Source organism: Vibrio sp. 1159 (assembly GCF_033340395.1).
Classification (GTDB): Bacteria; Pseudomonadota; Gammaproteobacteria; order Enterobacterales; family Vibrionaceae; genus Vibrio; species Vibrio alginolyticus.
On record NZ_JAWOWL010000032.1, the window covers coordinates 1 to 23,308 of the forward strand.

The 23,308-nt window shown below is 44.8% G+C and carries 25 protein-coding genes; 6 read left to right on the top strand and 19 right to left on the bottom strand.

Annotated features, from left to right (window positions below):
• Nucleotides 1–181 precede the first annotated feature (181 nt).
• Nucleotides 182–1,243: a porphobilinogen synthase gene (gene hemB / locus R7127_RS20235; protein WP_031777176.1), complete on the bottom strand. Its 1,062-nt coding sequence runs from the start codon at nucleotides 1,241–1,243 to the stop codon at nucleotides 182–184.
• Nucleotides 1,244–1,427: 184 nt separating this feature from the next.
• On the opposite strand from hemB, the gene R7127_RS20240 reads away from it, so the two are divergent.
• On the top strand, nucleotides 1,428–2,189 hold the full coding sequence (locus tag R7127_RS20240; RefSeq protein WP_206949368.1) for a TatD family hydrolase: 762 nt from the start codon (nucleotides 1,428–1,430) through the stop codon (nucleotides 2,187–2,189).
• 461 nt (nucleotides 2,190–2,650) lie between these two features.
• Here R7127_RS20240 and tatC read toward each other — a convergent pair whose 3' ends face one another.
• From tatC to rmuC, 7 genes are all read right to left on the bottom strand, one after another.
• Nucleotides 2,651–3,403, bottom strand: coding sequence for a twin-arginine translocase subunit TatC (gene tatC / locus R7127_RS20245; RefSeq protein ID WP_005379234.1), 753 nt, complete (start codon nucleotides 3,401–3,403; stop codon nucleotides 2,651–2,653).
• 68 nt (nucleotides 3,404–3,471) lie between these two features.
• Nucleotides 3,472–3,870, bottom strand: coding sequence for a Sec-independent protein translocase protein TatB (tatB, locus tag R7127_RS20250; protein ID WP_005379230.1), 399 nt, complete (start codon nucleotides 3,868–3,870; stop codon nucleotides 3,472–3,474).
• Nucleotides 3,871–3,873: 3 nt separating this feature from the next.
• Nucleotides 3,874–4,119, bottom strand: a complete 246-nt coding sequence (gene tatA, locus R7127_RS20255; RefSeq protein WP_005382958.1) for a Sec-independent protein translocase subunit TatA — start codon at nucleotides 4,117–4,119, stop codon at nucleotides 3,874–3,876.
• 52 nt (nucleotides 4,120–4,171) lie between these two features.
• Nucleotides 4,172–5,806, bottom strand: a complete 1,635-nt coding sequence (gene ubiB, locus R7127_RS20260) for a ubiquinone biosynthesis regulatory protein kinase UbiB (RefSeq protein WP_005379226.1) — start codon at nucleotides 5,804–5,806, stop codon at nucleotides 4,172–4,174.
• Complete coding sequence (locus R7127_RS20265; protein ID WP_005379213.1) at nucleotides 5,803–6,438, bottom strand: SCP2 domain-containing protein; 636 nt, start codon at nucleotides 6,436–6,438, stop codon at nucleotides 5,803–5,805. The genes ubiB and R7127_RS20265 overlap by 4 nt, the downstream gene beginning before the upstream one ends.
• A gap of 11 nt (nucleotides 6,439–6,449) precedes the next feature.
• Nucleotides 6,450–7,229, bottom strand: a complete 780-nt coding sequence (ubiE, locus tag R7127_RS20270; protein ID WP_017635022.1) for a bifunctional demethylmenaquinone methyltransferase/2-methoxy-6-polyprenyl-1,4-benzoquinol methylase UbiE — start codon at nucleotides 7,227–7,229, stop codon at nucleotides 6,450–6,452.
• 77 nt (nucleotides 7,230–7,306) lie between these two features.
• Complete coding sequence (gene rmuC, locus R7127_RS20275) at nucleotides 7,307–8,839, bottom strand: DNA recombination protein RmuC (RefSeq protein WP_033905890.1); 1,533 nt, start codon at nucleotides 8,837–8,839, stop codon at nucleotides 7,307–7,309.
• Between the two features lie 168 nt (nucleotides 8,840–9,007).
• Between rmuC and R7127_RS20280 the strand changes: the two genes are divergently transcribed.
• Together R7127_RS20280 and R7127_RS20285 are read left to right on the top strand one after the other, a co-directional pair.
• The gene (locus R7127_RS20280; RefSeq protein WP_258461188.1) at nucleotides 9,008–9,913 is read left to right on the top strand and encodes a DMT family transporter; all 906 of its coding nucleotides are present in this window, start codon (nucleotides 9,008–9,010) and stop codon (nucleotides 9,911–9,913) included.
• 195 nt (nucleotides 9,914–10,108) lie between these two features.
• Nucleotides 10,109–12,556, top strand: a complete 2,448-nt coding sequence (locus R7127_RS20285; RefSeq protein WP_315956749.1) for an EAL domain-containing protein — start codon at nucleotides 10,109–10,111, stop codon at nucleotides 12,554–12,556.
• Between the two features lie 18 nt (nucleotides 12,557–12,574).
• Here the strand turns inward: R7127_RS20285 and R7127_RS20290 are convergent, their stop codons facing one another.
• Genes R7127_RS20290 through R7127_RS20305 form a run of 4 tightly spaced genes read right to left on the bottom strand, consistent with a single transcriptional unit; the run spans nucleotide 12,575 to nucleotide 14,816 of the window.
• Nucleotides 12,575–13,645 (bottom strand): AI-2E family transporter, encoded by a 1,071-nt coding sequence (locus R7127_RS20290; RefSeq protein WP_213872488.1) that lies wholly within the window; start codon nucleotides 13,643–13,645, stop codon nucleotides 12,575–12,577.
• Between the two features lie 45 nt (nucleotides 13,646–13,690).
• Nucleotides 13,691–14,017, bottom strand: coding sequence for a hypothetical protein (locus tag R7127_RS20295; protein ID WP_005379200.1), 327 nt, complete (start codon nucleotides 14,015–14,017; stop codon nucleotides 13,691–13,693).
• Complete coding sequence (locus R7127_RS20300; protein WP_033905884.1) at nucleotides 14,007–14,519, bottom strand: hypothetical protein; 513 nt, start codon at nucleotides 14,517–14,519, stop codon at nucleotides 14,007–14,009. Before R7127_RS20300 ends, R7127_RS20295 begins: the two co-directional genes overlap by 11 nt.
• A gap of 48 nt (nucleotides 14,520–14,567) precedes the next feature.
• Nucleotides 14,568–14,816 (bottom strand): hypothetical protein, encoded by a 249-nt coding sequence (locus tag R7127_RS20305; protein ID WP_005379196.1) that lies wholly within the window; start codon nucleotides 14,814–14,816, stop codon nucleotides 14,568–14,570.
• 367 nt (nucleotides 14,817–15,183) lie between these two features.
• Between R7127_RS20305 and R7127_RS20310 the strand changes: the two genes are divergently transcribed.
• Nucleotides 15,184–15,621, top strand: coding sequence for a DUF2383 domain-containing protein (locus R7127_RS20310; protein ID WP_005379194.1), 438 nt, complete (start codon nucleotides 15,184–15,186; stop codon nucleotides 15,619–15,621).
• Nucleotides 15,622–15,776: 155 nt separating this feature from the next.
• Nucleotides 15,777–16,175 carry a hypothetical protein gene (locus R7127_RS20315; RefSeq protein ID WP_258483358.1) on the top strand — a complete coding sequence of 133 codons (399 nt, stop codon included), beginning with the start codon at nucleotides 15,777–15,779 and terminating at the stop codon, nucleotides 16,173–16,175.
• Between the two features lie 204 nt (nucleotides 16,176–16,379).
• Here R7127_RS20315 and R7127_RS20320 read toward each other — a convergent pair whose 3' ends face one another.
• The 5 genes from R7127_RS20320 to R7127_RS20340 form a co-directional block, all read right to left on the bottom strand.
• Entirely contained in the window at nucleotides 16,380–18,044 is a 1,665-nt protein-coding gene (locus R7127_RS20320; RefSeq protein WP_062730778.1) for a diacylglycerol kinase family protein, read from the bottom strand.
• 144 nt (nucleotides 18,045–18,188) lie between these two features.
• Nucleotides 18,189–18,620 carry a hemerythrin domain-containing protein gene (locus tag R7127_RS20325; RefSeq protein WP_017821107.1) on the bottom strand — a complete coding sequence of 144 codons (432 nt, stop codon included), beginning with the start codon at nucleotides 18,618–18,620 and terminating at the stop codon, nucleotides 18,189–18,191.
• 104 nt (nucleotides 18,621–18,724) lie between these two features.
• Complete coding sequence (locus tag R7127_RS20330) at nucleotides 18,725–18,922, bottom strand: hypothetical protein (RefSeq protein ID WP_005379178.1); 198 nt, start codon at nucleotides 18,920–18,922, stop codon at nucleotides 18,725–18,727.
• An 8-nt stretch (nucleotides 18,923–18,930) separates the two neighbouring features.
• On the bottom strand, nucleotides 18,931–19,107 hold the full coding sequence (locus R7127_RS20335) for a DUF1328 family protein (RefSeq protein WP_005379177.1): 177 nt from the start codon (nucleotides 19,105–19,107) through the stop codon (nucleotides 18,931–18,933).
• A 45-nt stretch (nucleotides 19,108–19,152) separates the two neighbouring features.
• Nucleotides 19,153–19,704, bottom strand: coding sequence for a BON domain-containing protein (locus tag R7127_RS20340; RefSeq protein ID WP_042522589.1), 552 nt, complete (start codon nucleotides 19,702–19,704; stop codon nucleotides 19,153–19,155).
• A 436-nt stretch (nucleotides 19,705–20,140) separates the two neighbouring features.
• Between R7127_RS20340 and R7127_RS20345 the strand changes: the two genes are divergently transcribed.
• Nucleotides 20,141–21,484 (top strand): sigma-54 interaction domain-containing protein, encoded by a 1,344-nt coding sequence (locus R7127_RS20345; protein WP_005382945.1) that lies wholly within the window; start codon nucleotides 20,141–20,143, stop codon nucleotides 21,482–21,484.
• Nucleotides 21,485–21,577: 93 nt separating this feature from the next.
• Here the strand turns inward: R7127_RS20345 and R7127_RS20350 are convergent, their stop codons facing one another.
• On the bottom strand, nucleotides 21,578–22,771 hold the full coding sequence (locus R7127_RS20350) for an NAD(P)/FAD-dependent oxidoreductase (protein ID WP_005379170.1): 1,194 nt from the start codon (nucleotides 22,769–22,771) through the stop codon (nucleotides 21,578–21,580).
• Nucleotides 22,772–22,950: 179 nt separating this feature from the next.
• Nucleotides 22,951–23,274 carry a universal stress protein UspB gene (gene uspB, locus R7127_RS20355; RefSeq protein ID WP_005379169.1) on the bottom strand — a complete coding sequence of 108 codons (324 nt, stop codon included), beginning with the start codon at nucleotides 23,272–23,274 and terminating at the stop codon, nucleotides 22,951–22,953.
• Nucleotides 23,275–23,308 lie beyond the last annotated feature (34 nt).

Sequence of the window (23,308 nt, forward strand, 5' to 3'; positions counted from 1 at the left end):
TGAGTAGTTTTACAGGCAAAGCCGAAACGGATGATAACCACCTACTGAAGTAGGTGGTTTAGGGCTGAAAATAAAAATACCCAAGCACCTTGGATTGTTACTGTTGTAATCCGCCTGAGGTTACTTGGGTATATACAGACGAACAACTCTCGTTGGTCTGGTATTTCTCACTGAGCGATAATTACTCTTCTGTCGCTTCCGGAGTACGATTTAGGTGTTGAGCAGTTTGTGCATTCTCTTCTGCCAACCACTCAGCAACGTCTTTCGCAAAGTACGTTAAGATGCCATCTGCACCTGCACGTTTGAAGCACAATAGTGATTCCATCACAATTTCACGCTCTTTGAGCCAGCCATTCATGATCGCCGCTTTATGCATCGCGTACTCGCCAGAGACTTGATAAGCAAATGTCGGTACTTGAAGTTCAGTTTTTACTCGGCGAACTACATCTAAGTATGGCATACCAGGTTTAACCATCACCATGTCCGCACCTTCATTGATGTCTAGCGCCACTTCGTGAATCGCTTCATCAATGTTTGCTGGGTCCATTTGGTAGTTTTTCTTGTTGCCGCCTTTTAGATTTGAAGAAGAGCCAACCGCATCACGGAATGGTCCGTAGTAGTTCGATGCGTACTTAGCCGAGTAAGCCATGATTTGAGTATGAATGTAGCCCGCGTTTTCTAATGCTTCGCGGATCTTACCAATTCGGCCATCCATCATGTCTGAAGGCGCGACTACGTCAGCTCCCGCTTCTGCATGAGACAAAGCCTGCTTAACCAATACTTCTGTGGTTTCATCATTCATTACGTAGCCATCTTCATCGATGATGCCGTCTTGGCCATGTGTCGTGAATGGGTCAAGTGCCACGTCTGTGATTACACCAATTTGAGGAATGTGTTCTTTAAGTGCTCGTACTGCTCGCTGAACCAAACCTTCTGGGTTGTAGGCTTCAGTAGCACATAAGCTTTTAGCGTCTTGGTTTACGACAGGGAAAAGCGCGATTGCTGGAACGCCTAGATTTGCAAGGTATTGTGCTTCTTCTAGCATTAAATCAATCGACAAACGCTCTACACCCGGCATGGACTCCACGCTCTCACGACGATCTTTACCCATAAGAATGAACATTGGGTAAATCAGATCATTAACAGAAAGTTGGTTCTCAGCCATCAAACGACGACTAAAATCGTGCTTACGTAAACGACGCATACGGCGTGCAGGGAATGGACCTTGAATTGATACAGACACCATTTTCTCCTTGTCTGGACGGTTATGATGATCAAATCATCTGGTGAACAAAATCATATCACTCTTGATGCATGTTGCGAGTGACAATCTGGAAAAAGGTAATGAAAAAAACTGAAAATGACCCAGCACTCACACTCAAGTATACTTCGAATACGAAACCAACCATGAAGCACAGAGAGTAACGATGATCGATACCCACGCGCACATCTATGCCAGCGAATTTGATAACGACCGCGATGAAGTAGTACAACGCGCCTTAACGCAAGGCATTAATAAAATCCTGTTGCCAAACATCGATCTGGACTCAATTGAGCCCATGCTAAAAACCGAAGCGGCGTATCCAGACGTGTGCCACTCAATGATGGGGCTGCACCCTTGCTATGTGGATAACAACGTTGAGCAAACGTTGGAGATCATCCGCGGCTGGTTTGAGAAACACAAGTTTATTGCGGTGGGCGAAATCGGTATCGACCTATATTGGGATAAAACCTATCGTGCTGAGCAAGAAATAGCGTTCGTAGCTCAACTTAACTGGGCAAAAGAGATGGATTTACCGGTCGTTATCCACACTCGTGATTCGATTGAAGAAACACTCACTTTGCTACGACAAGAGCAAGATGGTCGTCTGCGTGGTGTATTCCACTGTTTTGGAGGCAGCTTAGAAGAAGCACAAGCAATCAATGAGCTAGGCTTCCACTTAGGCTTAGGTGGCGTATCGACCTTTAAGAATGGCGGGATGGATAAAGTCATTCCACATTTGGATATGCAGTGGGTCATTTTAGAAACCGACTGTCCATATTTAGCGCCTGTGCCACACCGTGGTAAACGTAATGAACCAGCCTACACTTCTCTCGTTGCACAACGTGTTGCCGACTTGCGTGATGTCGACATCGCAACCATCGATGCCATAACGACTGAGAATGCCAAAAAGCTGTTTAATATTTAATTCACGAGAATTGAAAAAAGCGACGAAATCAACGTCGCTTTTTTATCACCTAAACTATTGAATGAACGATTCAACCCGTTGAAATAGTAGAACAATCCATACAAAATTATTGATAAAAATAATAATTAACTAGCAACTCTACTTACTTCTCATATCGTCACTTTACTTCGTCCGCTTTGCAAAACTGTCGACAACTCGACACATTATTTTTCTATACTGATTTACGCCCATTAATTAGCACAAATGTAAAACAGCATGAATATGGAAGTTGAAGTGTGCACACATGGTGCTTACTTACAACGCGTACCGCGCAGTTTTTTTCAAAAGCTGCTGGGCATCAAGGAAGTATACGTATGCACAAAATGTGGTTACGTCATGAAAGTTAAGTAATTAGCCCAAGAAAAAACCAACCGCAAAAAAAAAGCGGCTCAATTGAGCCGCTTTTCACATCTAGATTAGCCTTATTCTTCGGTTTCCGCTTCTACTTCTTCGCTTCGACGAGTATAAAAACGCGCGAAGAACAAACCGACTTCAAACAGTAAACACATCGGAATAGCGAGTAAGGTTTGCGAGATCATGTCTGGTGGCGTTAACACCATACCTACGACAAACGCAGCCACTATAATATAAGGACGTTTCTGTCTTAAATCTTCTGGTGTAGTGGCCCCAGTCCAACACAACAAAATAATCGCAACAGGCACCTCGAATGCGATACCAAACGCCATAAATAGCGCCAGCACAAAGTCGAGATAACTCGAGATATCAGTTGCAAACTCTACTCCACCAAGAGAGATGGCGGTAAAGAAGCCAAACACCAATGGAAATACCACGAAGTAGGCAAATGCCACTCCACAGTAGAACAATAGCGAACTAGAGAACAGCAATGGCATGATCAATCGACGTTCATGCTTGTACAAACCTGGCGCTACAAATGCCCACACTTGATACAAGATAAACGGCACCGCAATAAATACCGAAGCAATTAACGTCAGCTTAAGTGGCGTAAAAAAAGGTGACGCTACATCCGTAGCAATCATGGTCGCGCCTTCAGGTAGACGTTCTACTAAAGGTGCGGAAACAAACTCGTAAATGTGGTTAGAGAAATAAATTAGTCCGACAAACACGACCAACACTGCGAGGATTGAGCGCAGTAGTCGGTTGCGAAGCTCCAACAAATGACTAATTAAAGGTTGTGTCTGCTCGACGGTAGACATGGCAAACCTCTTATTAAAAACCAGATCAAAAAGGAGCTACCAATCACTAGTAGCTCCTCCTAATGAGACTATTCGGCTTTCTTATCTGCCGCTGTAACCTTGCTCTCTTGCGCTTTCACGGCCTCTTCGACTGCTGGCTCTGTTTTTACAGGCTCAGTCTCTGAATCGGTGTTCTTTGCGTAAGGACGATTTACAGATTGCGCTGCCTTCTTCAACTCTTCAACTGAAGATTTCAACTCAGGGGACAAATCATCCATCCCCATTTGTTCTGCTTTGCGCAAGTTTTCTTGCAGCTCTTGGACTTTCAGCTCGTGTGACAATTCGTCTTTGACGCTATTTGCCATACTCTTAGCGGCACCGATAAAGCGAGACACGCTGCGAATAGCATGAGGCAAACGCTCCGGCCCAAGAACGACCAGACCAACAACAGATATTAATACCAGTTCCCAAAAACCGATATCAAACACGTTTTACGCCTGCTCTTTGTCTTTTTTCGTTTCAGGAGCAGCTTCTTTTTTCTGCTGCTCTTCTAGACTTTTTGGTTCGAAGTCTGCGTCTTTGTCATTTTTCGCAGGTTCATCTTCGCTCATCGCTTTTTTGAAGCCCTTAACGGCACCACCCAGATCGCCACCGATACCGCGTAGTTTCTTTGTTCCGAATAGCAATACAACAATTACAGCAATGATTAGAAGTTGCCAAACACTGATACCACCCATTCTCTTTACCTCGGGTCTTTAAACAAACAAAAATATTTCAAGAGTTTAACGTCTATTGACGATAAGCTCGCCAACTAAGCAGCCAAAATGTGACACCTGCGATACCGCAGGCCAACGAAAGCTGCTCAAAAGCATCGTTCACCAATATTGCCGAGCATACGACTAAAGTCGCGCCAACGCCAAACAAAAACTTTCCTGTCGCCTGCTGGCGCTTGCTCTGGCGATACCCTTGATAAAGCTGATCCATACGTTGATTCATCGCTTTACCTTGTTTCAGGCTATCGTAAAGTAGCTCTGGCAGTTCAGGTAATTTCTCTGCCCAAAATGGTGCGCGGTCTTTAATCGCATTCACTAGAGCTTGCGGCCCAACTTGATTCATCATCCATTCTTCCAGGAATGGTTTTGCGGTCTCCCACAAATCAAGTTGAGGATATAGCTGCCTACCAAGCCCTTCCACGTACAACAGCGTTTTTTGCAACAGTACAAGTTGTGGCTGAACCTCCATATTGAATCGACGTGCCGTGTTGAACAAATTCAACAACACATGACCAAAGGAGATTTCGCACAATGGCTTAGCAAAAATAGGCTCACACACAATGCGAATCGCGAACTCAAACTCATCGACATTGGTATCCGCAGGCACCCAACCTGAATCCACATGTAACTCCGCCACTCGGCGGTAGTCACGATTGAAAAACGCCAGGAAGTTTTCCGCCAGATAACGCTTGTCTTCGCTATTAAGTGTACCAACGATTCCGCAATCTAGCCCTATCCACATTGGGTTCTCTGGATGTTCGGGTTTGACGAACACATTACCCGGATGCATATCGGCATGGAAAAAGCTGTCTCGGAACACCTGAGTGAAGAACACACTCACACCGCGTTCCGCGAGCAATTTCATATTGGTGCCATTTGCTTTCAAGCCTTCAATATCAGAGACTTGAATGCCATATATTCGCTCAGAAACCATGACAGTTTCATTACTGAAGTCGGGAAAAACTTCAGGAACATACAATTCTTCGCTGCCCTCAAAGTTGCGGCGCAACTGAATGGCATTCGCCGCCTCACGTCGCAAGTCGAGTTCATCAAGCAGGGTTTTCTCGTACTCACGCACGACTTCAACTGGTTTTAAACGACGTGCTTCAGGCATCGCTCCGGCGACTATACGCGCCATTCGGTGCATCAGTTTTAGATCTGAATCAATGACTGGGCGAATATCTGGGCGGATAACCTTTAATACCACTTCTTGGTTAGTGTCTTTTATGCGCGCAGTATGTACCTGAGCAATCGACGCAGACGCCAGTGGTTTGATATCAAACTCGGTAAACCATTTTTCTAACGGACCACCTAATGCTTGCTCCATCTGCTTTTTTGCCAACTCGCCATCAAAAGGAGCGACTTGGTCTTGAAGTAAAGCTAGGGGATCAGCGATATGCGGAGGAAATAAGTCACGGCGCGTCGACATCATCTGACCGAACTTAATCCAAACCGGCCCCAGCTCTTGCAGTGCTAAACGCAGACGTTCACCGAGTGGTTTTTCTGGGTGCTTGTTCTTAATCCAAAACAAGCTTTTGCGCAGTAAAAGCGGCGCTTTGGTCAGTTGGTGATCGGGAAGCAGCTCATCTAAGCCGTATTCCAGTTGTACTTTGGCGATGTGGTATAAGCGCTTTAGTTCTGCTGGCGTCATGGTTTCTCCAATGCAGGCTTATCTGCATCCAGCTTATTCAGCAAAGCCGTTAAACGAGCTTCAATGCGAGAAGCCTGGCTGCGAACCTCATCAACTTGGTCGCAGAAATAGGCCACTTCTAACGGAGCGGGAGCCAGTTTCCATTCTTCAGTCACTACTTGCGCAAGATGACGCTGGTGTTTTTCTGCTTGAGACGCAAGAAAGTTGCCGATGTTTTTTGAACCTTGCACAAAGGTATGTGCGGCGACATCGCCAGTCACGCGAGACAACCACTCTTCAACATCTGGTTTGCAATCCACCATCAACTGAGAGAATTTCTGCGCCAATTGAATATCGCCTTCGAGTTCAAGTTTATCTTGTTTAATAAGACGAGTGATGTTGGCCTGATCGCGCAGCTCTGGTAACACACTCAAGTTGAGCGATAGATAGCAGTTAGGCTGCCCTTCGTAATGACCGAGCACATCAATTTGCTGACTAAAAACGAATGTCAGTGTTTTATTGATCTCTTTCAGGTGAACTTGAATAACTTGACCTTTTAGACGCGCTAAACGACGGCCCAATGCAGGGTCGTCTTTGATCAGTGTATTCAGTGACGTTTCAATCACAGCGGTGATAAGTGGTTCAAATGGCATGCCGTTAACCCTTAGAATTTATAACCGCGATGCAAAGCCACAATACCACCAGTTAAGTTGTAGTATTTGGTGTTTTCAAAACCTGCTTCTTGCATCATGCCTTCCAGCGTTTCTTGGTCTGGATGCATACGGATTGACTCCGCTAGGTAGCGGTAACTCTCTGAGTCATTCGCAACTAGCTCACCGATTCTCGGCAACAAGTGGAATGAATATGCGTCGTATACTTTCGATAACGGCTCTAGCACTGGTTTTGAAAATTCCAACACCAATAGACGGCCGCCTGGCTTCAGTACGCGGAACATTGAACGAAGCGCTTTGTCTTTGTCAGTCACATTACGCAAACAAAAACTGATGGTGATGACATCAAAATAATCATCTGGGAACGGCAGTTCTTCTGCGTTGGCTTGAACGTAATGCACGTTACCCACAATACCGTTATCACGCAGTTTATCGCGACCAACGTTAAGCATTGAGTTATTGATATCGGCAAGGATGACATGGCCTTCATCGCCAACAATGCGCGAGAATTTCGCCGTCAAATCCCCCGTACCACCACCTAGGTCAAGAATACGTTGGCCAGGGCGAGCGCCACTACAATCGATAGTGAAGCGCTTCCAAAGGCGGTGAATACCACCTGACATCAGGTCATTCATGATGTCGTATTTTGTTGCCACGGAGTGGAATACTTCGGCAACCTTAGTCACTTTTTCGTCTTTTGCCACTGTAGAGAAACCAAAGTGAGTGGTTTCATTCTCTAACGCTGTATTGGATTGCAAACTTGTGTCCGTCATTCTAATTCCTCTTAGGCAGCGCTTTCCTCTACGGGGCGTTTGTTGACAAATAAAATCGCCCACTGCACTGCGGGCGATTAGTTTACTTTATCCTCAGCCGGATGTCTTTCTACTAACGGGTCATTTTCTGAAAATGCATCACTCTGCGCTAACTGCGCGAGGTCGGAAGAAATCGGTCGTTTAATTTCAACTCCCAAGTGTTTAAAGCTTTCGGCTTGGCGAATCACATTTCCGCGCCCTGTGGCAAGCTTGTTCATCGCACCTTGATAGCTTTGATTCGCCTTATCCAGCGCACCGCCGAGCCCCTCCATGTCGTCTACAAACAATCGTAATTTGTCGTAGAGTTTTGTCGCACGCTGCGCAATCATTTTGGCGTTTTCATTTTGGCGTTCATTGCGCCATAGATTATCAATGGTGCGCAGTGCCACCAGCAACGTTGTTGGGCTCACCAAAATGATGTTTTGCTCCATCGCGTCTTTAATCAAGCTTGGATCGGCTTGAATCGCGACTTGGAACGCCGGCTCAACCGGGATAAACATCAGAACATAGTCCAAACTCTGAATACCTTTGAGTTTGTGGTAGTCCTTCATGCTTAACCCTTTGATATGTGCACGTAGAGCAGCTAAGTGCGCATTCAAAGCCTGATCGCGCTCAGCATCAGTTTCGGCGTTGAAGTAGCGCTCATAGGCAACCAGCGCCATTTTAGAATCCACAACCACTTGTTTGTTTTGTGGGAGATGCACAATGACATCAGGTTGGTAACGCTTGCCTGCTTCATTTTGTAAGTTCACCTGAGTCTGATATTCGTGCCCTTCACGCAAGCCAGATTCGGCAAGTACCCTAGCGAGCACCACTTCGCCCCAGTTACCTTGCTGTTTGTTGTCCCCTTTCAACGCTTGGGTCAAATTAACCGCTTCGCGCGTCATTTGCTCGTTCAAACGTTGCAGGTTTTTCAGCTCATGCACTAGGGTATGGCGCTCTTTAGCTTCTTGGCTAAAGCTGTCATTAACGTGCTTTTTGAACCCTTCTAACTGTTCTCTAAGCGGTGACAACAAGCCTTCTAAACTCTGACGGTTTTGCAAATCGACCTTCGCGGTTTTTTCTTCAAACAATTGGTTGGCCAAGTGCTCAAATTGTTGTTTCAAGCGTGCTTCCGCTTGTTCTAAAATTTGCAGTTTTTCGGCATTAGCTTGGTTAATTTGCTCATGGCGAGCTTGCTGTTCACGCAGCTGCGTTTCTAGACGTGATTTGTGTTCACGCATTTGACCAAGCTCATCAAAGTATTGCTGGCGCTCTTGCTTTACAGCCTCGAAGTAACGCAGTTTTTCCATTGCTGCCATCAGCTTTCCATGTGTTTGGCGTACTTCAAACGCGGCTTTATCGCGCTCATCATCTAATTCATCCAACTCTTGCTGGGCATCGGCAAGGCTTTGCTTGACCTGTTCAAGTTGCTGTTGATGAAGCTGTTTTTCTGAAAAAAGTTGTTGCTCGAGAAGCTGAGTTTGGGTGATAAAACGCTGTTTCACCCACCAACCGGCAGCGACACCACTAAGCGTGGCAGCACAAAGAGAAGAGAGAATGAGAGATTGGTACTCAAGAATCCATTGCATAATAGCGAGTTAGCCTGTGTTTTGTATCTATAACAATGGTATTTAGACACTGGATAAATGTCCAGTTTGTTGGATGAAAAATCCTCGCATACACTAGGCCTTCCTATAATATTCTTTCTTCCGCTCAAATTATCCAAACCGAGCGGCACATCATCACGCAGAGGCATCATGAACGAGCGTCGCGCCCTAGGATTTGGGCTCTCAGCAGTATTACTTTGGTCTACCGTTGCAACCGCATTTAAACTCACGCTGGCAGAATTTACGCCGATTCAAATGCTATGCATTGCCAGCATCGTCTCTGCGATTGCACTAACAGTAATCTGTGGTGTGCAAGGTAAACTGGGCCAGTTAAGCGCTACATTTTTCTCAAACCCTTGGTATTACCTACTGCTTGGGTTGATTAACCCTTTGGCGTATTACGTTATTCTGTTCAAAGCATATGACTTGCTGCCCGCATCTCAGGCTCAAGCGATCAACTACAGCTGGGCCATCACCTTAACGCTAATGGCCGCTGTTTTCTTAGGACAAAAGATCCGTGGTAAGGACTGGCTAGCTTGCGGTTTTAGTTATGTCGGCGTGATAGTGATTGCCACACAAGGCAATCTTTTAGGCATGGAATTTGAGAGCCCGTTGGGTGTTGGTCTTGCGCTGCTATCAACGCTGCTGTGGGCCGGTTACTGGATTTTAAATACCAAAAATAAGGCCGACCCTGTGATTGGCGTTCTGCTCGGCTTTTTGGTCGCTATTCCATTCGCCATTGGTTTAAGTCTTTATGAAGGTGCGAGCTGGCAGGCAATCTCAATTAAAGGCTGGGCAGCGGTGACGTATGTCGGACTGTTTGAAATGGGGATCACTTTCGTTTTGTGGCTGAGCGCACTCAAATCAACGCAAAACACCGCGCGTATCAGTAATCTGATCTTTGCTTCTCCATTTATCTCACTCATGTTGTTAGCTACCATCATCGGCGAAGAAATTCATCCTTCAACCTTGATTGGCCTGGTATTGATCATCAGTGGCTTAGTCATTCAGCAAGTCTCATGGGGCAAGAAAACCAAAGCGGTAAACGCTTCTTAATCACCTATCAAAAGCCCTAAAAAAACGATGCAATAAGTTGGATAAAAAAGAGATATAGATAACATTTTAATGATAGAAAGCACTTTACGCTGCTAGGATTTAGCTACGCGTTGGATACGATACTCACAAAGCCCAATAGCTTACGCTAGATTCTAATATAATTACCTTTGGGCGATTTAGGACTCGTTATTAATTATGTTTCGCTTCGCTATTCCTTCGCCTTTGATGGCAGACTGGCAACACGCTCTGCGACAATGCTGTGATGTAACTCAAGCTCAGGGACAGCTTTATACTCTGAGCGATACTCAGCGGTGGCTATCGACTGAGGTGTCCACCTCAACCCAAAATCATCGTGCTATCGTCGATGTGATAACGCAAGTTGTCGATCACTTTACGCCGACAGATTTTACAGTTAGCCATACCCCCTTTGAAGAGCAAACCTTGAGCATAGGACCGATTTGGCTACCTAATGGCGAATTGCTTGCCGTACTGACATTGACTCACCCTAATGATCAATCGACGGTTGTTTCGGCATGGCTAAGCGCAATGGCGGGGCGGATCAGCTTTGATATCAACTTGCACTGTCAGCAAGAACAAACGCGACATCAAAGCGCGGAAATAAAGCCAACACCAACACTACAAGAGTTTATCGACTGCCTTGAAGACCACGTATGGATAAAAGGCATAGATGGTCTTTATTCGATGACCAACCGAAGCGTAGAAAATGCGTGGCAAAAAACCAACAGTGAAATCATTGGAAAAGACGATTTTGCTCTGTTTAGCCATGAACGTGCGGAAAAATTCATTGATGCCGATAAATTGGTGGTAGCCACGGGCACGCAAAATATTGTTGAAGAATGCCGTCAAATTGATGAAAACAATAACCCCACTTGGCTAGAAACCATTAAGTCTCCTGTCCGTGATCATGCGGGAAACTTAATCGGCATTCTGGGGATGACACGTAACATCACCCGCCGAAAAATGGTAGAAACGCAGCTCTCCTTAGCGTCCCAAATTTTCAACAATTCGCAAGAAGGCATGGTCATTACAGACCGCAATGCCAACATCATTGATGTAAACACGGCTTTTACCCAAATTACAGGTTACCGCTCTGAAGAGGTGATAGGAAAAAACCCACGAATTCTGCGCTCAGGCCATCATGATCAAGGTTTCTATCAACAGTTGTGGCATCAACTCGAAAACAAAGGCCAATGGAAAGGCGAATTCATCAACAGAAAGAAAGATGGCAGCATTTATCCGCAATTAGCGACCATTAGCGCCGTAATGGACGATAAAAACCACCTTATTAACTACATTTGTGTGTTTGAAGATATCTCTGTGCGTAAGGCACACGAAGAAAAGCTGCAGCGCATGGCTTTTTACGATCCATTAACCAATCTACCTAATCGCACCCATTTACTCAGCTTACTCGAACAACACATCGAAACCGGACACAAAAGCCAGCAGACGTTTGCCACCCTATTCTTAGATATCGACCATTTCAAACACATCAACGATAGTATGGGCCACTTCTGTGGTGACCAATTGCTGTCTAAGTTAGCGATTCGTCTGCAAGATGTGCTTCACCTCAATGCGCATGTGGCTCGCATTGGCGGCGATGAATTTGTGATTATTTTGCCAGACATCCATAGTGATGTTGCCTTACTGGAAACCGTCGGCGATATTCTAAGCGTATTCCAGCAACCATTCGACTTGGCAAACCACGACTCACTTCGTGTCTCGACCAGTATTGGTATTGCCTTGTACCCAAGAGACGGTCAAGACAGTGAAACCTTACTGAAAAACGCAGACACCGCGATGTACTTAGCGAAGAAAAATGGACGCAACGGCTACGCGTTTTACTCACCGGATTTGACCGATAAATCCGTATCCCATGTACGCATTCAATCCGCTTTGCATCAAGCAATAGAAAAACAACAACTCCGGTTAGAATTCCAACCGCAATACAACTTGGAACGAAATACGATTGTCGGCGTCGAAGCTTTATTACGCTGGCAGCATCCAGAATTTGGCCTTGTACCACCAGCAGACTTTATTCCAATTGCAGAAAAAACAGGGCTGATTCAAAGCATTGGTGAGTGGGTGTTACAACAAGCTTGTTTGCAAGGTAATGCTTGGCTGGACCAAGGCATCGAGTTTGGCAAAATCGCCGTAAATGTTTCTGCGTTGCAGCTTCAGCAGTCAAATTTCATTCAGCGATTAAGTACTATCCTCGATAACACCGGATACCCTGCCCAACGGTTAGATTTGGAGATCACAGAGAGCTTTTTACTGATCGACCCTCAACAAGCCATTGCATCGTTAAATCAATTACGAGAACTGGGTATTGAGATTTCTCTGGATGACTTTGGAACTGGCTATTCGTCTTTGTCTTACTTGAAAGGTTTGCCAATCAACAAACTGAAAATTGACCGCTCATTTGTCAGTGATGTCCCAAGTAATAGCGACAGCAACGCGATTGTGAATGCCATTATTGCCATGGGAAAAACGCTGTCGTTGAAAGTCGTCGCGGAAGGGATAGAAACTCGGAAACAAGCCGATTATTTATTCGAAAAAGGCTGTATTTATGGTCAGGGATATTTATTTAGTCAGCCAGTGAGCGCTGAAAAGCTGTTTCGTTGAACCAGCTTGCTCCTCAAGTCACTCTCGCGGTGCCACGTCCGCGGAGGTGATTTGCTTTGCTTGATTTTGGGTTGATTGGCACAACTCTAGGCGATCAACCAAAATATTGATACAAACCAGCAACGGCACACCGATCAATAGTCCCATTCCGCCCCAAAGCCAGCCCCAAAAAACAAGCCAAACAAAAATCACTAATGGGTTTAAGTTAAACCTTTTCCCCAATAGTGTTGGTGTAACAAACTGACTTTCAATCAAATTGAGCAGTAAATAGATAGACACAACCGTCAGCATAAAACTGACCGACTCCAACTGAAGATAAGCAACAAAGCCAAAGCTCACCATGGATATGACAGGGCCGAGGTACGGCGCAAAATTCATCACGCCTGCAAATGCGCCCCATAGAAATGGGTCTTCAAGGCCTAGAACAAAAAACACGGCCCCGACACTCAACCCCAGCCCCGCATTCACTAAAGTGATGGTGCCAATGTATCGAGATAGGTCTTTCTGTAGCGCTTTGACCAACTCAATCGCTTGGCGCTGTTTGGCGAACCCATGTAAGTAAGACACTGACTTTCGAAATAAGCTTCGTCCATGATTGAGCATAAAGTAAACCATAAACAGCACGATCATCGCTTGTGTCAAAATCGTCGGCGTAGTGGTCGCGAGCGTTTTTACCAAAGAAAATACGGTGTTGTTCCCGACCTCATCCATACTCATTTCGTTGGCGATATTCAATGGAGTATTAAGGTGATCAGCCGAAGCTTTAGTAACTTCGCTTACTTCTTGCGACACATTTTTCACGATACTGGGCAGCTCAGACCACCATTGCTTGGCGGGCTCCGACATGGCGGCAAGACCAATAATTGAGGCGCCAACGAGGAATGACAGCGTCAACACGACGGTAATAGCACGTGGTAAACCTTTGTCTTCAAGATAATTAATGAAAGGGCTGCACAGCAGAGAAATAAAGGTGCTAAGCACAATAGGTAACAATATTGGCTTGGCAAAATACAGCCCTGGGACGAGTAACAGGACGAGAAGCGTTGCACCAATCGCAGTGTTGGCAGGAATGTTCAATTTCGCTGTCATAATAAGCTCAGAATCGGTAAGAAAATTTTGCGGTGAAATCCGCTATTAGAGTGGTTCGCCCTCTGTCGTCGCAGCGTTGCTTACTTGTGTTGCTGCATTTCCATTTTGCTCCGCATCTGACTCATCCAGAGAAGCTGCCGCGACCGGCTTTGTGAGCGAATCGGTAATATCAGACACGCTGCTAACCAATAGCCCCATTGACGAAATAGAAGAAGTCAGTCGAGACAATCGACCTGCTTTTGCTGCGGTAACGGCAACGACAGCACTAATGCCTAATGTCGTCCAAGGGTTTTCTCTCACAAACTTCTTGGTGGTAAACGTGAACATTTCCATCGACAAACAACATTGCTCTAGAGATGCTTTACCTTCCATCCGCTTGATCCGCATGGCTCGATTGAGCTTTTGTAGCGAGCGCATCCCACCCCTCCTGTAATTGTTCTGTCGTATTTTTGAATCCAAGAAATCCAACTAAACGCTTCTGCCACCAGGCTAAAGCAAATAATGCCAAGCCTAATGATGTGATAAATACACCCACGGCAACATATACGTTGGCAGTTAACTGATAAGCCACCACCCCAGAGGCAAGGCACAAACTGAATACGAACAATACCGACAATAGGGTAAAAACAACGGTACACAGCAAAATCTGACGCACTGCGGACACGTTAACTTTCATCTCCAAGAGGAACAAATCCAACGTTGAACCTGACCATACTTTTAGCGATTTCGTCAGTTGGTCCAATTGCGCAAGAATGCTGCTCAAACCATTAATGGTTTGTTGGATATCCTGTTCTTCTGCCCCATCAGGGGCTCGGCCGCTGTCTGAAGCCGCCGAGCCTGATTGCTGATTGGTAACTTGCCCTGAGTTATTCATGTGAAGCCTCGCCTTTCTGTTGTGTGGCTTAATCCTTGGTGACCACTATTATTTGATCAGCTTCGAAACCGCCCAACCAGCAAGGAAGGCACAACCTATGCTCAGCAATGGGCGCTCCTTGATTACATTTTCTGCCGACTTAGTCGCCTGCTGAACTTGCTGTGCACCGACATCCAGCTTCTCTTTGGCTTGATCTTTCATCGCGCCAACGGCTTCCGTCGTGGCTTGTTCCGCTAAGTGATATGCTTCTTCTAACTGCTCTTGAGGTTTTACTGTGCTTTCTTTTGTAGTAGCCATAACTAGCCTCCATTAATGAGTTGAATAGTGAATCAAGTGAAACAATGTTTGACCTCACTTACTCCCTACAAAGCCATATCCATGCCAGAATTTTAAGTTATTGTTTTTTATTGATTTTATTTTCATTTCGATAAAAAGCCGTATCTGTACGTGTAATTCTTTCCAAGCTTTCCCCGCCATTCTTGTAATTTTTTCTTAGCGCCTTACCGACTGTTAGCAAGTTATTGCAAAAAAAGATATTAAGTCACTGATTAATCAGACTTAAAATTCATTGGCATACAACCTGCAATTAAAATTAAAGATGAAACATCGTGTTTGTATTCCATACGCTCAAACACCCCTATCACCAGTAAATAAGGAGTGGCATATGAAAAATGAAAACATCGCCTCAATCATTGAGCTTATCGAAAGCGGAAATGAAATTTACAACAAGGCCATCGAGAACATCGACAACACTTCTTTGAATAATGTGTTGGTAGAACTGCTCAGAGTACGTGAGCGTGCAGTCATTGAGCTCACTCCCTACTCTCTAGCAAGTAACAATGAAGAATCTGCCGACGACACTCCGGTTTCCTACACCATCAAGGCGCGTGAGGTCTACAGCGACGTGATGAAGGAAGTGTCCTCTGACAAAGAGTCTATGTATTTAGAACAGCTTGAAGGTGTCGAAAGCAAGGTACTCAAAGAGATTGAGAATTTGATTACTTCCCACCCAGAGCAGGCGGATAACTCGGTTCTGCTGAAAGTTCGTAGCGATATAAAAAGCTGCAAAGAAAAACTCAGCAGCATCAGCCTTATTAGCTAAAACCTGGTGGTCGCCTTTGCAATAAAGCTCGGTATTGAGCAAAGAACAAAGAAATGGCCAACTTGCTTTGGCCATTTCTGACAAGCCCACAGGCGCATTAACATAACCGTCACGAGAAATGTCCCACGACAATAATCACAAATAAAGAGGTCACTATGACATTGGATAACAATCGAGTAAGGGAGCTACTCGTAAAAATGACACACCATCGCCAAACGTGTTTGCCTCTCGTTAACCCGCAATCACATATGACACTCGCAAGAGCGGCATATCGATTCGTGAAAATAGAAAAAGTGATGATCAAAAAGATGGCGAAGCTGTTTTTCGACCAAGATGGTGAACAATTCATTGCAGAAAATGCCACCGAATACGGCGTTGCCGGGCTAGGTAATTACAAAGAAATGCATTTTATGAATAAATTACTGTTAGATGATTTAAAAGCCCTGCTTAGAGCCATTGACGACACCAACTTAACCGCACTTGTTTCTTATTGGTTAGCTGCTTTACAAGTTGAAAACGATGAAATTGAAAAGCACTTACCTCAGGGTGAGTAATTATACTCGCCCTTCTTTCTTCACTTTGTTTAACCCTCATCCCCAATCAACCTAGTAAAAGGTACAGATAGAAAAAAGCCGCTGCATCTACTACGCAGCGACCTTAATAGCCTTTTTACGACGCACACCAAATCATCAAACAGCACAGAAAAAGCGCCATGTAGAATACGAAGCAAATGGCGCGTTATCCGCGGATTATCTGTGTTAAAGCGAAGCTGATTTACGTCTCTGGCTTGGAACAAATACGTTCAATGACTTTGGACGCAGCTTGATTGCCAGTTGCTCATCAGAATACAGTTCACCATCAATCACATATTCAATCGGTTTATTCGCAGAAATAGTGACGCTCTGAGCCGTCGCGTATTGAAAATGTGTCGATTCTTCCTGTGCACCTACGCTCGTTAATGTCAGATCCGACAAGGCGATAAGACGTCCACCTAAAGACTCGGTGTTATCTAAATATGTGATATGCAGCTTGCCATCATCAGGCTGCGGCGCATCACCACCTTGGGCAAGCAACGTACTAAATGGAGCGATATTCGCAACGACAAAACTATGGACTTCAAGCGTTTGTGTATTATTGTCGTGGTTTCCATCTTCAGTTGGAGCGTCTAACGAAACGGTTAAAGCTTGCGTTTCTTCCGCCACTACAGCATTAAAAAAGCCAGTGAGGTAAGCGAGTTGTCCAAAAACATTTTTCTCTTCTCGCTGAGCGTGCTCGATCATCTTCTGTTCTAGCCCAATACCTAAGACCAATAAAATAAGCCGCTGATTACATTCCGCAGTATCAATACGTTGGCAGTGTCCGCCAAGCAACGCTTCACACGCTTTTTCGACCGGTGAGAATTTTGCGCCAACGCCATAGAGCACATGACATAACGCATTGGCAGTTCCGAGCGGAACAATACCGAGTTTTAGGTCGGTATCCACCAATTGGCTCGCCACCTCTGTTACTGTGCCATCGCCACCAGCTACGATGATTTGCTTAGCTCCACTTTCTTTTGCCTGTTGTGTTAGCTGCTCGGCGCTGAGGTTTGTGGTGGTTTGATGAATACTCAAGCGATATTTTTTGGTTAGTTCACGAATCAGGTGCTGTTCGTTTTCCTCCCATTTTCCGCCACCTGCAACAGGGTTAACCACCATCCAAGTGGATTGATCCAGCCCTAGTACGCCTTTTTCACTGATCGCTCGTAACGTTCTAATCTGTAATTTATTCAATCTCGCGGTACTGCGTACGTCATTGATTTTTTTCATCACGGATTCAACCGTCAGTGACGGGTCTTTGCTCAGTAAATACGCCGCCACAACAAACACTGAACGACCACGCCCTAACGCACAATGCACAACCACTGCCCGCGAGCACGAGATTTGAGTATCAATCCAGTTAATCGCATGGCGAAGGCGCTCTAGCGTTGGGGCTTTGTGGTCGAGTACCGGAATCGAAAGGTAATGAAACTGCTTGTCGGTCATCGCACTTTCAAGGCCTGCAAATTCTGCGGTGACATCGACAATACAAGAGATTTCATTGGATTCGAGAAAATCTAAGTCACTCTGAAACAAACGGCGAGATAGGTATAAATTGTCGCTGACTTTTTGGATTGGAGGCACTGTATCACGCCGTCTTTCCCAGGCGTTATACGCTCTAGCCCCCAATAGAAATGGGATGAATGCCCAGCGAATCCACCTGACAATCTTGCCATCTTGGTTTTTTCTAAAAATAGAGGGAATGTCGAATACGTAGGCTACGCTGACCAACGCTAAAGAAAGCGATATCCATAAGAACAGCAAACTAACGATAATTTGAGGCGTATAGATAGCGGCCAATAAACTGATCAGAGCGCCAAGAATATAATATTTGATGATAAACATTCGCTCTCCTTGCCTTCAGCGAGTGCACTTTTTAGTGGAAGTTAGAATACGCGGGGGATTGAGCTTGGATACATGAACTTGAGTAAACGCCTTGATTGAGTGCCTTCCCGTGCCGAAATGGCACGAAAAGGTCCAACACTCTACCTAGCTTACCATCTCTTCAACATAACCATCCGCTAGTTTCATTTTCTGCTTATCGGTCATTACCTTACCGGCTAACTGGAAGAAACGCTGCTCTTCTTCCTCAAGATGGTGCAACACTTTGTGACGCAAGGTTTTCATTAGGTTGAGCCACGCTGGCGAGCTCATATCGGTTGCATCAAGCTGTGCAATCACTTTATCAATTTCATGATGCTCTGCGATGCCATGGCGAGTGAGATCAATGGTCTTATCGCTATCTATTAAAGGCGCGTAGAAAAACCGCTCTTCTGCCGCTGCGTGCTGTTCGAGTTCCTCTTTAAGGTTGTGATAAAACTCTTCACGAGCGGGGGAATCTCCAGACGTTTCCATCAGAGCATCGAGTAAAAGGCGTTGCTTTTCATGACTCTCTTTCAGTACATCAAATATGTTTTTCATCTTTGACTCCTTATCTGATTGTAAACAATTGGGACAAAAGGAAGGGCGGTTATTGACCGCCCCTCTCTTACATAGCTATGCGTAAAAAACCTAACCTGATTCGGCTAACAGTCTTGGTCTTCAGCGTTTAGGTTTTCTTTAATGTTTTCACATTCATCTTCAATCGCATTTTGGGTTTCTTCGGCGGCTTCATCTATCTTTTTGCCGGCCTGTTCCATTGGCCCTTCTTCACTACAAGCTGCCAACGCAAACACCAAACCGAATACTGCGGCGATACGGTAAATAAATGACGTAAGTCGCATGGAATCTCCTATCTATTTACGTTTTTTCTTCCCAGCAGAACAATCACTATTGATACAATTAATGACAATAGGAATAGGTAAAATATCACTTGCGCGATAGAGGCAGCAGCTCCTGCAATACCAGTAAAGCCTAATAGTGCAGAAATTAGTGCCAGTGCCAGAAAAATAAACATCCAACGAACCATAGTGTTACCTCCTAATAAAAGTGGGTTAAATCACTCGGCTCGCTATTATTGAACCACTTCTAGCTTATCAATCACCTTATTTACGTCATTGGTGTTATTTGCAATTGAAATTGCAAGATCATGCTCCGCATCTGAATTAACTTGACCTGCCAACGTTACCGTTTTGCGTTCTGTCGTTACATCAATATCCGTACCACTCACATTGGTATCCATTAGTAGGCGCGTTTTAACTATAGTCGTGATTTTAGAATCGGTCAGTGTAGCTAAAGCTTCTGAATCAGTTTCTTTCTTGCCTTCATTCACTACTGACAATTCGTTGTTTACTTTTTTCACACCATCAAGACCAGTAACAAGCTCTTCGGCAAGTGATTTTTCAAGATCATTGTTTACCGAACCAGAAAGGGTAACGACCTGATTCTCAACATCGGTATTGATATCAAAAGAGTTGAGATTGCTGTTTAGCAGTAGTGTGGTTTCAGCTTTACCATCTAGCCAAGCGTCCATGGATTCTTTTTCCCATTTATCACTCGCTAAGACTGCTGTAGATGAAGTAGCAAGAACTGACGTAAGTACAATTTTAGCTGCGATGTTATTCATGGTAATTCTCCTTTATTGACGTTGCACTTCCCTAGGAGCAAACCACGTGCCAACTTTATAACTCATTGTTTTTAAGTGACTAATAAAGGAAAGAGGTAAAAATGAGATGAGCAATAAAGTATAAGCATGAATTATTTACACGTAAAAAATGTAATTTTTAATCGGTGATAAAGCCTCCGTCACTTGTGCCTAAATAACCTGATAAAACAGAAAGGCTATTTCTCCAGAATCAATTAATAGCAAAATTATTATTTTAAAAATAAAAATCTGAACAAAAGGAAATATCTACTGATGGCTCTCACCGATATATATCAAAAAGGGGCTAATAACATAAAAATACCGAACAAATCCTTAAATCTATGCTGACAATATTTTGTCTTGTGAAGTGAGAATAATCCACGTACATTGTTTCTGTCATAGTAAAGAGGACATTTCTATGTCGATGCCAAGCCTGTTTCTAAGAATACAAGATCCATCACTTAAAAATGCCATCGCTTCTTGCCAGGAACTGAACAAATTTCGTCTGCATGACATCGATGCCGCAGACCAATGGATTGAAGATTTCCTACAACTCAAACCGGAAGTTGCGATTGTTGAAGTCGCCCACTTTACTAGTGCAGATTATCAACGTCTTTCTAATATCGAAGACATCTACGATATGGACTTGATCATCATTAGCTCAGGCGCTCCAAACGAGAACTTGGATAAGCTGATGAACTTGGGTGCTATTTTTCACTACAGAAAGCCCGTTGATATTGCCATTCTGACGGACACCCTGAGCGAAGTCAGCCAGTACTATCAACACAAACAAGATCAAGGGCGTAAAGTGTCCACCAGCGATCTTGACCAATTTGGTCTTTTGGTCGGCTCTTCCTCTCCGATGCATCAGCTCTATCGTATGATCAGGCGCGTTGCTAAAACAGAAGCCAACGTCCTTATTGTCGGTGAAAGTGGATCAGGCAAAGAACTGGTGGCGCAGACCATCCACTTAGCGAGTGAGCGTAAACAACAGCCCTTTATAGCGATTAACTGTGGTGCCATTAGCCCTGAATTGGTTGATAGTGAACTGTTTGGCCATGAGAAAGGCGCTTTTACCGGAGCAAATAAAACTCACCAAGGTGTATTTAAGCAGGCAGAGGGCGGCACCCTATTTTTAGATGAAATCACCGAGATGCCTATCGAGCATCAAGTGAAGCTATTGCGGGTGCTAGAAACCGGAGAGTATCGCCCAGTTGGCAGTAATACGGTTCATATCGCTAATACTCGCATCATTGCTGCTACAAACCGTGATCCTAAAATCGCCATTGAGGAGCAGTTCCTGCGTGAAGATCTGTTTTTCCGCTTATCGCATTTCCCATTAACGATACCGCCACTGCGAGAACGAGGCGGTGATATCGTAGGTCTGGCCAAGCACTTTATTGCGCACCGCAACGCCAATGAGGCAAAAACCAAAACGATTCTTGACTCTGCGATCCAAAAAATCGCTGCACACGACTGGCCAGGTAATGTCCGTGAGCTCAAACACACGATCGAGCGTGCATTCATTTTGGCTGATGACACCATCCGAGATGAACATCTTATCTTCGACACACCACCATTGGAAACAGGCACCAGCATCGAAGACCTTGTTCCGGCGGGCGTTTCGCTAGAAGAGCTAGAAAAAGCCGCCATTCTCAATACCCTTGAAGAGAATCAAGGCAATAAAACGGAATCAGCGCAGGAGTTAGGCATTAGCGTGAAAACGCTCTATAACAAACTCGAAAAGTATCAAGACGAGTAACTCGCTATGGGAGTACAAAAAGAGCACTGAATTTTATTCAGTGCTCTTTTTGTATCTTATCTTTTATGCAGTTAGGCTGCGTTTGGTGTTTGATTAAACCCACTGCCCCGCAACAAAGCCGCTCGACCAGCACCACTGAAAATTGTAGCCCCCTAGCCAACCAGTCACATCCATCACTTCACCAATAAAATAAAGCCCTTTAATGTCTTTGCATTCCATGGTTTTCGAGGATAAGTGATCAGTATCGACACCGCCGAGTGTCACTTCCGCAGTTCGGTAGCCTTCAGTGCCATTCGGGGCGATATCCCAATGCTCTAGACGCTCCACAATCGCCGCAAGCTCCTTTTGATTGAACTGTTTTAGCGGTTTATCGACTAGCTCTTTACGTTCAATTAAGACTTCAACCAGACGCTTAGGCAGCACTTTGGCAAGCGTATTCTTGAGTGACTGATTTGGATGCTTCTCACGACTGCGTTCTAATAACTCAGCAACATCATCGTTTGGCACAAGATTGATCAACACCTTTTGTCCGGCCCGCCAGAATGAAGAAATCTGTAACACTGCTGGACCAGATAACCCACGATGTGTGAAGAGCAGGGCTTCTTTGAACATGGTGCCATCTTCAGCCGTAATTTCCGCAGGTACCGCGATACCAGATAACTCAGCAAAGTCTTCTTTGTCTTCTTTATGCAGAGTAAATGGTACAAGCCCTGCCGTGGTTGGAATAACTCGAAGACCAAATTGTTCCGCGACTTTATAACCAAATGGTGTCGCTCCCAGTTTTGGCATCGACAAGCCACCTGTTGCGATAACTAAAGACTCACATTCGACAATCTCAGTACCAGCATGCAAACGAAAGCCTTCATCAATTTTTTCAATCGAATGAACATCGCATTGGTAACGCTGCTCGATGTTCGGCATGTCACACTCAGCTAACAACATCTTCACGATATCTTTGGCCGTAAATGCTTCGACACAAAACAACTGGCCGTGATCACGCTCTTCGAACTCAATGCCATGTTTACACACCATCGAGATAAAATCCCAGTTAGTGTATTGGGAGAGCGCCGACTTAACAAAGTGCGGGTTTTGACACAAATAGTGATTAGCTGAAACGTCGTAGTTAGTGAAGTTACAACGACCACCGCCCGAGATAAGGATTTTACGTCCTGGCTTTTTAGCATGATCGAGCACCAAAACACGGCGGCCTCGCTTGCCTGCTTCTGCAGCACACATTAAACCTGCTGCGCCTGCGCCAATTACAACAACATCAAATTTCTTACTCATCGGTAGCTCTTAGACTGATTGGTATCAAATCAAAATAAAAAAGGATGTGCACATTGCACATCCTTGCTTTCTAGGCGCGACATTCTACCGACAAATACCGAAAGGGAAAAGCGCTTAAACTCTAAGCGCTCTGTATGTCCGCAAAATCTCAGACAGAACAACTTCTGGATTATTGACTCTTAGAGAATGAAGGCCGCAAGTAGCGTCACGCCGAGCAACGCGGTCGATAGAACAAACAATTCACGCACTCTTTCACACTTACCAGTAAAAATTTCATCGTGGTGATGATGATATTCTTTACTTTTAATGTAGTGATACAACCTCACCTGCTTGGTGACATTTCCATGAGTAGTAAAAAAACCATTACCATCAACTTGCTGATATAACAGCGGATGCGCTTCACGCATGATATAAATTAGAGAACGAAGAGCGGTGAGATACCGGACCATATTAACTCCAGTTACCACCATTAGCGCAAATAAGATTGTGTCTCCACTGATCATCTTTTCCTCCCTACATCTTCAACAATGCTCAAGA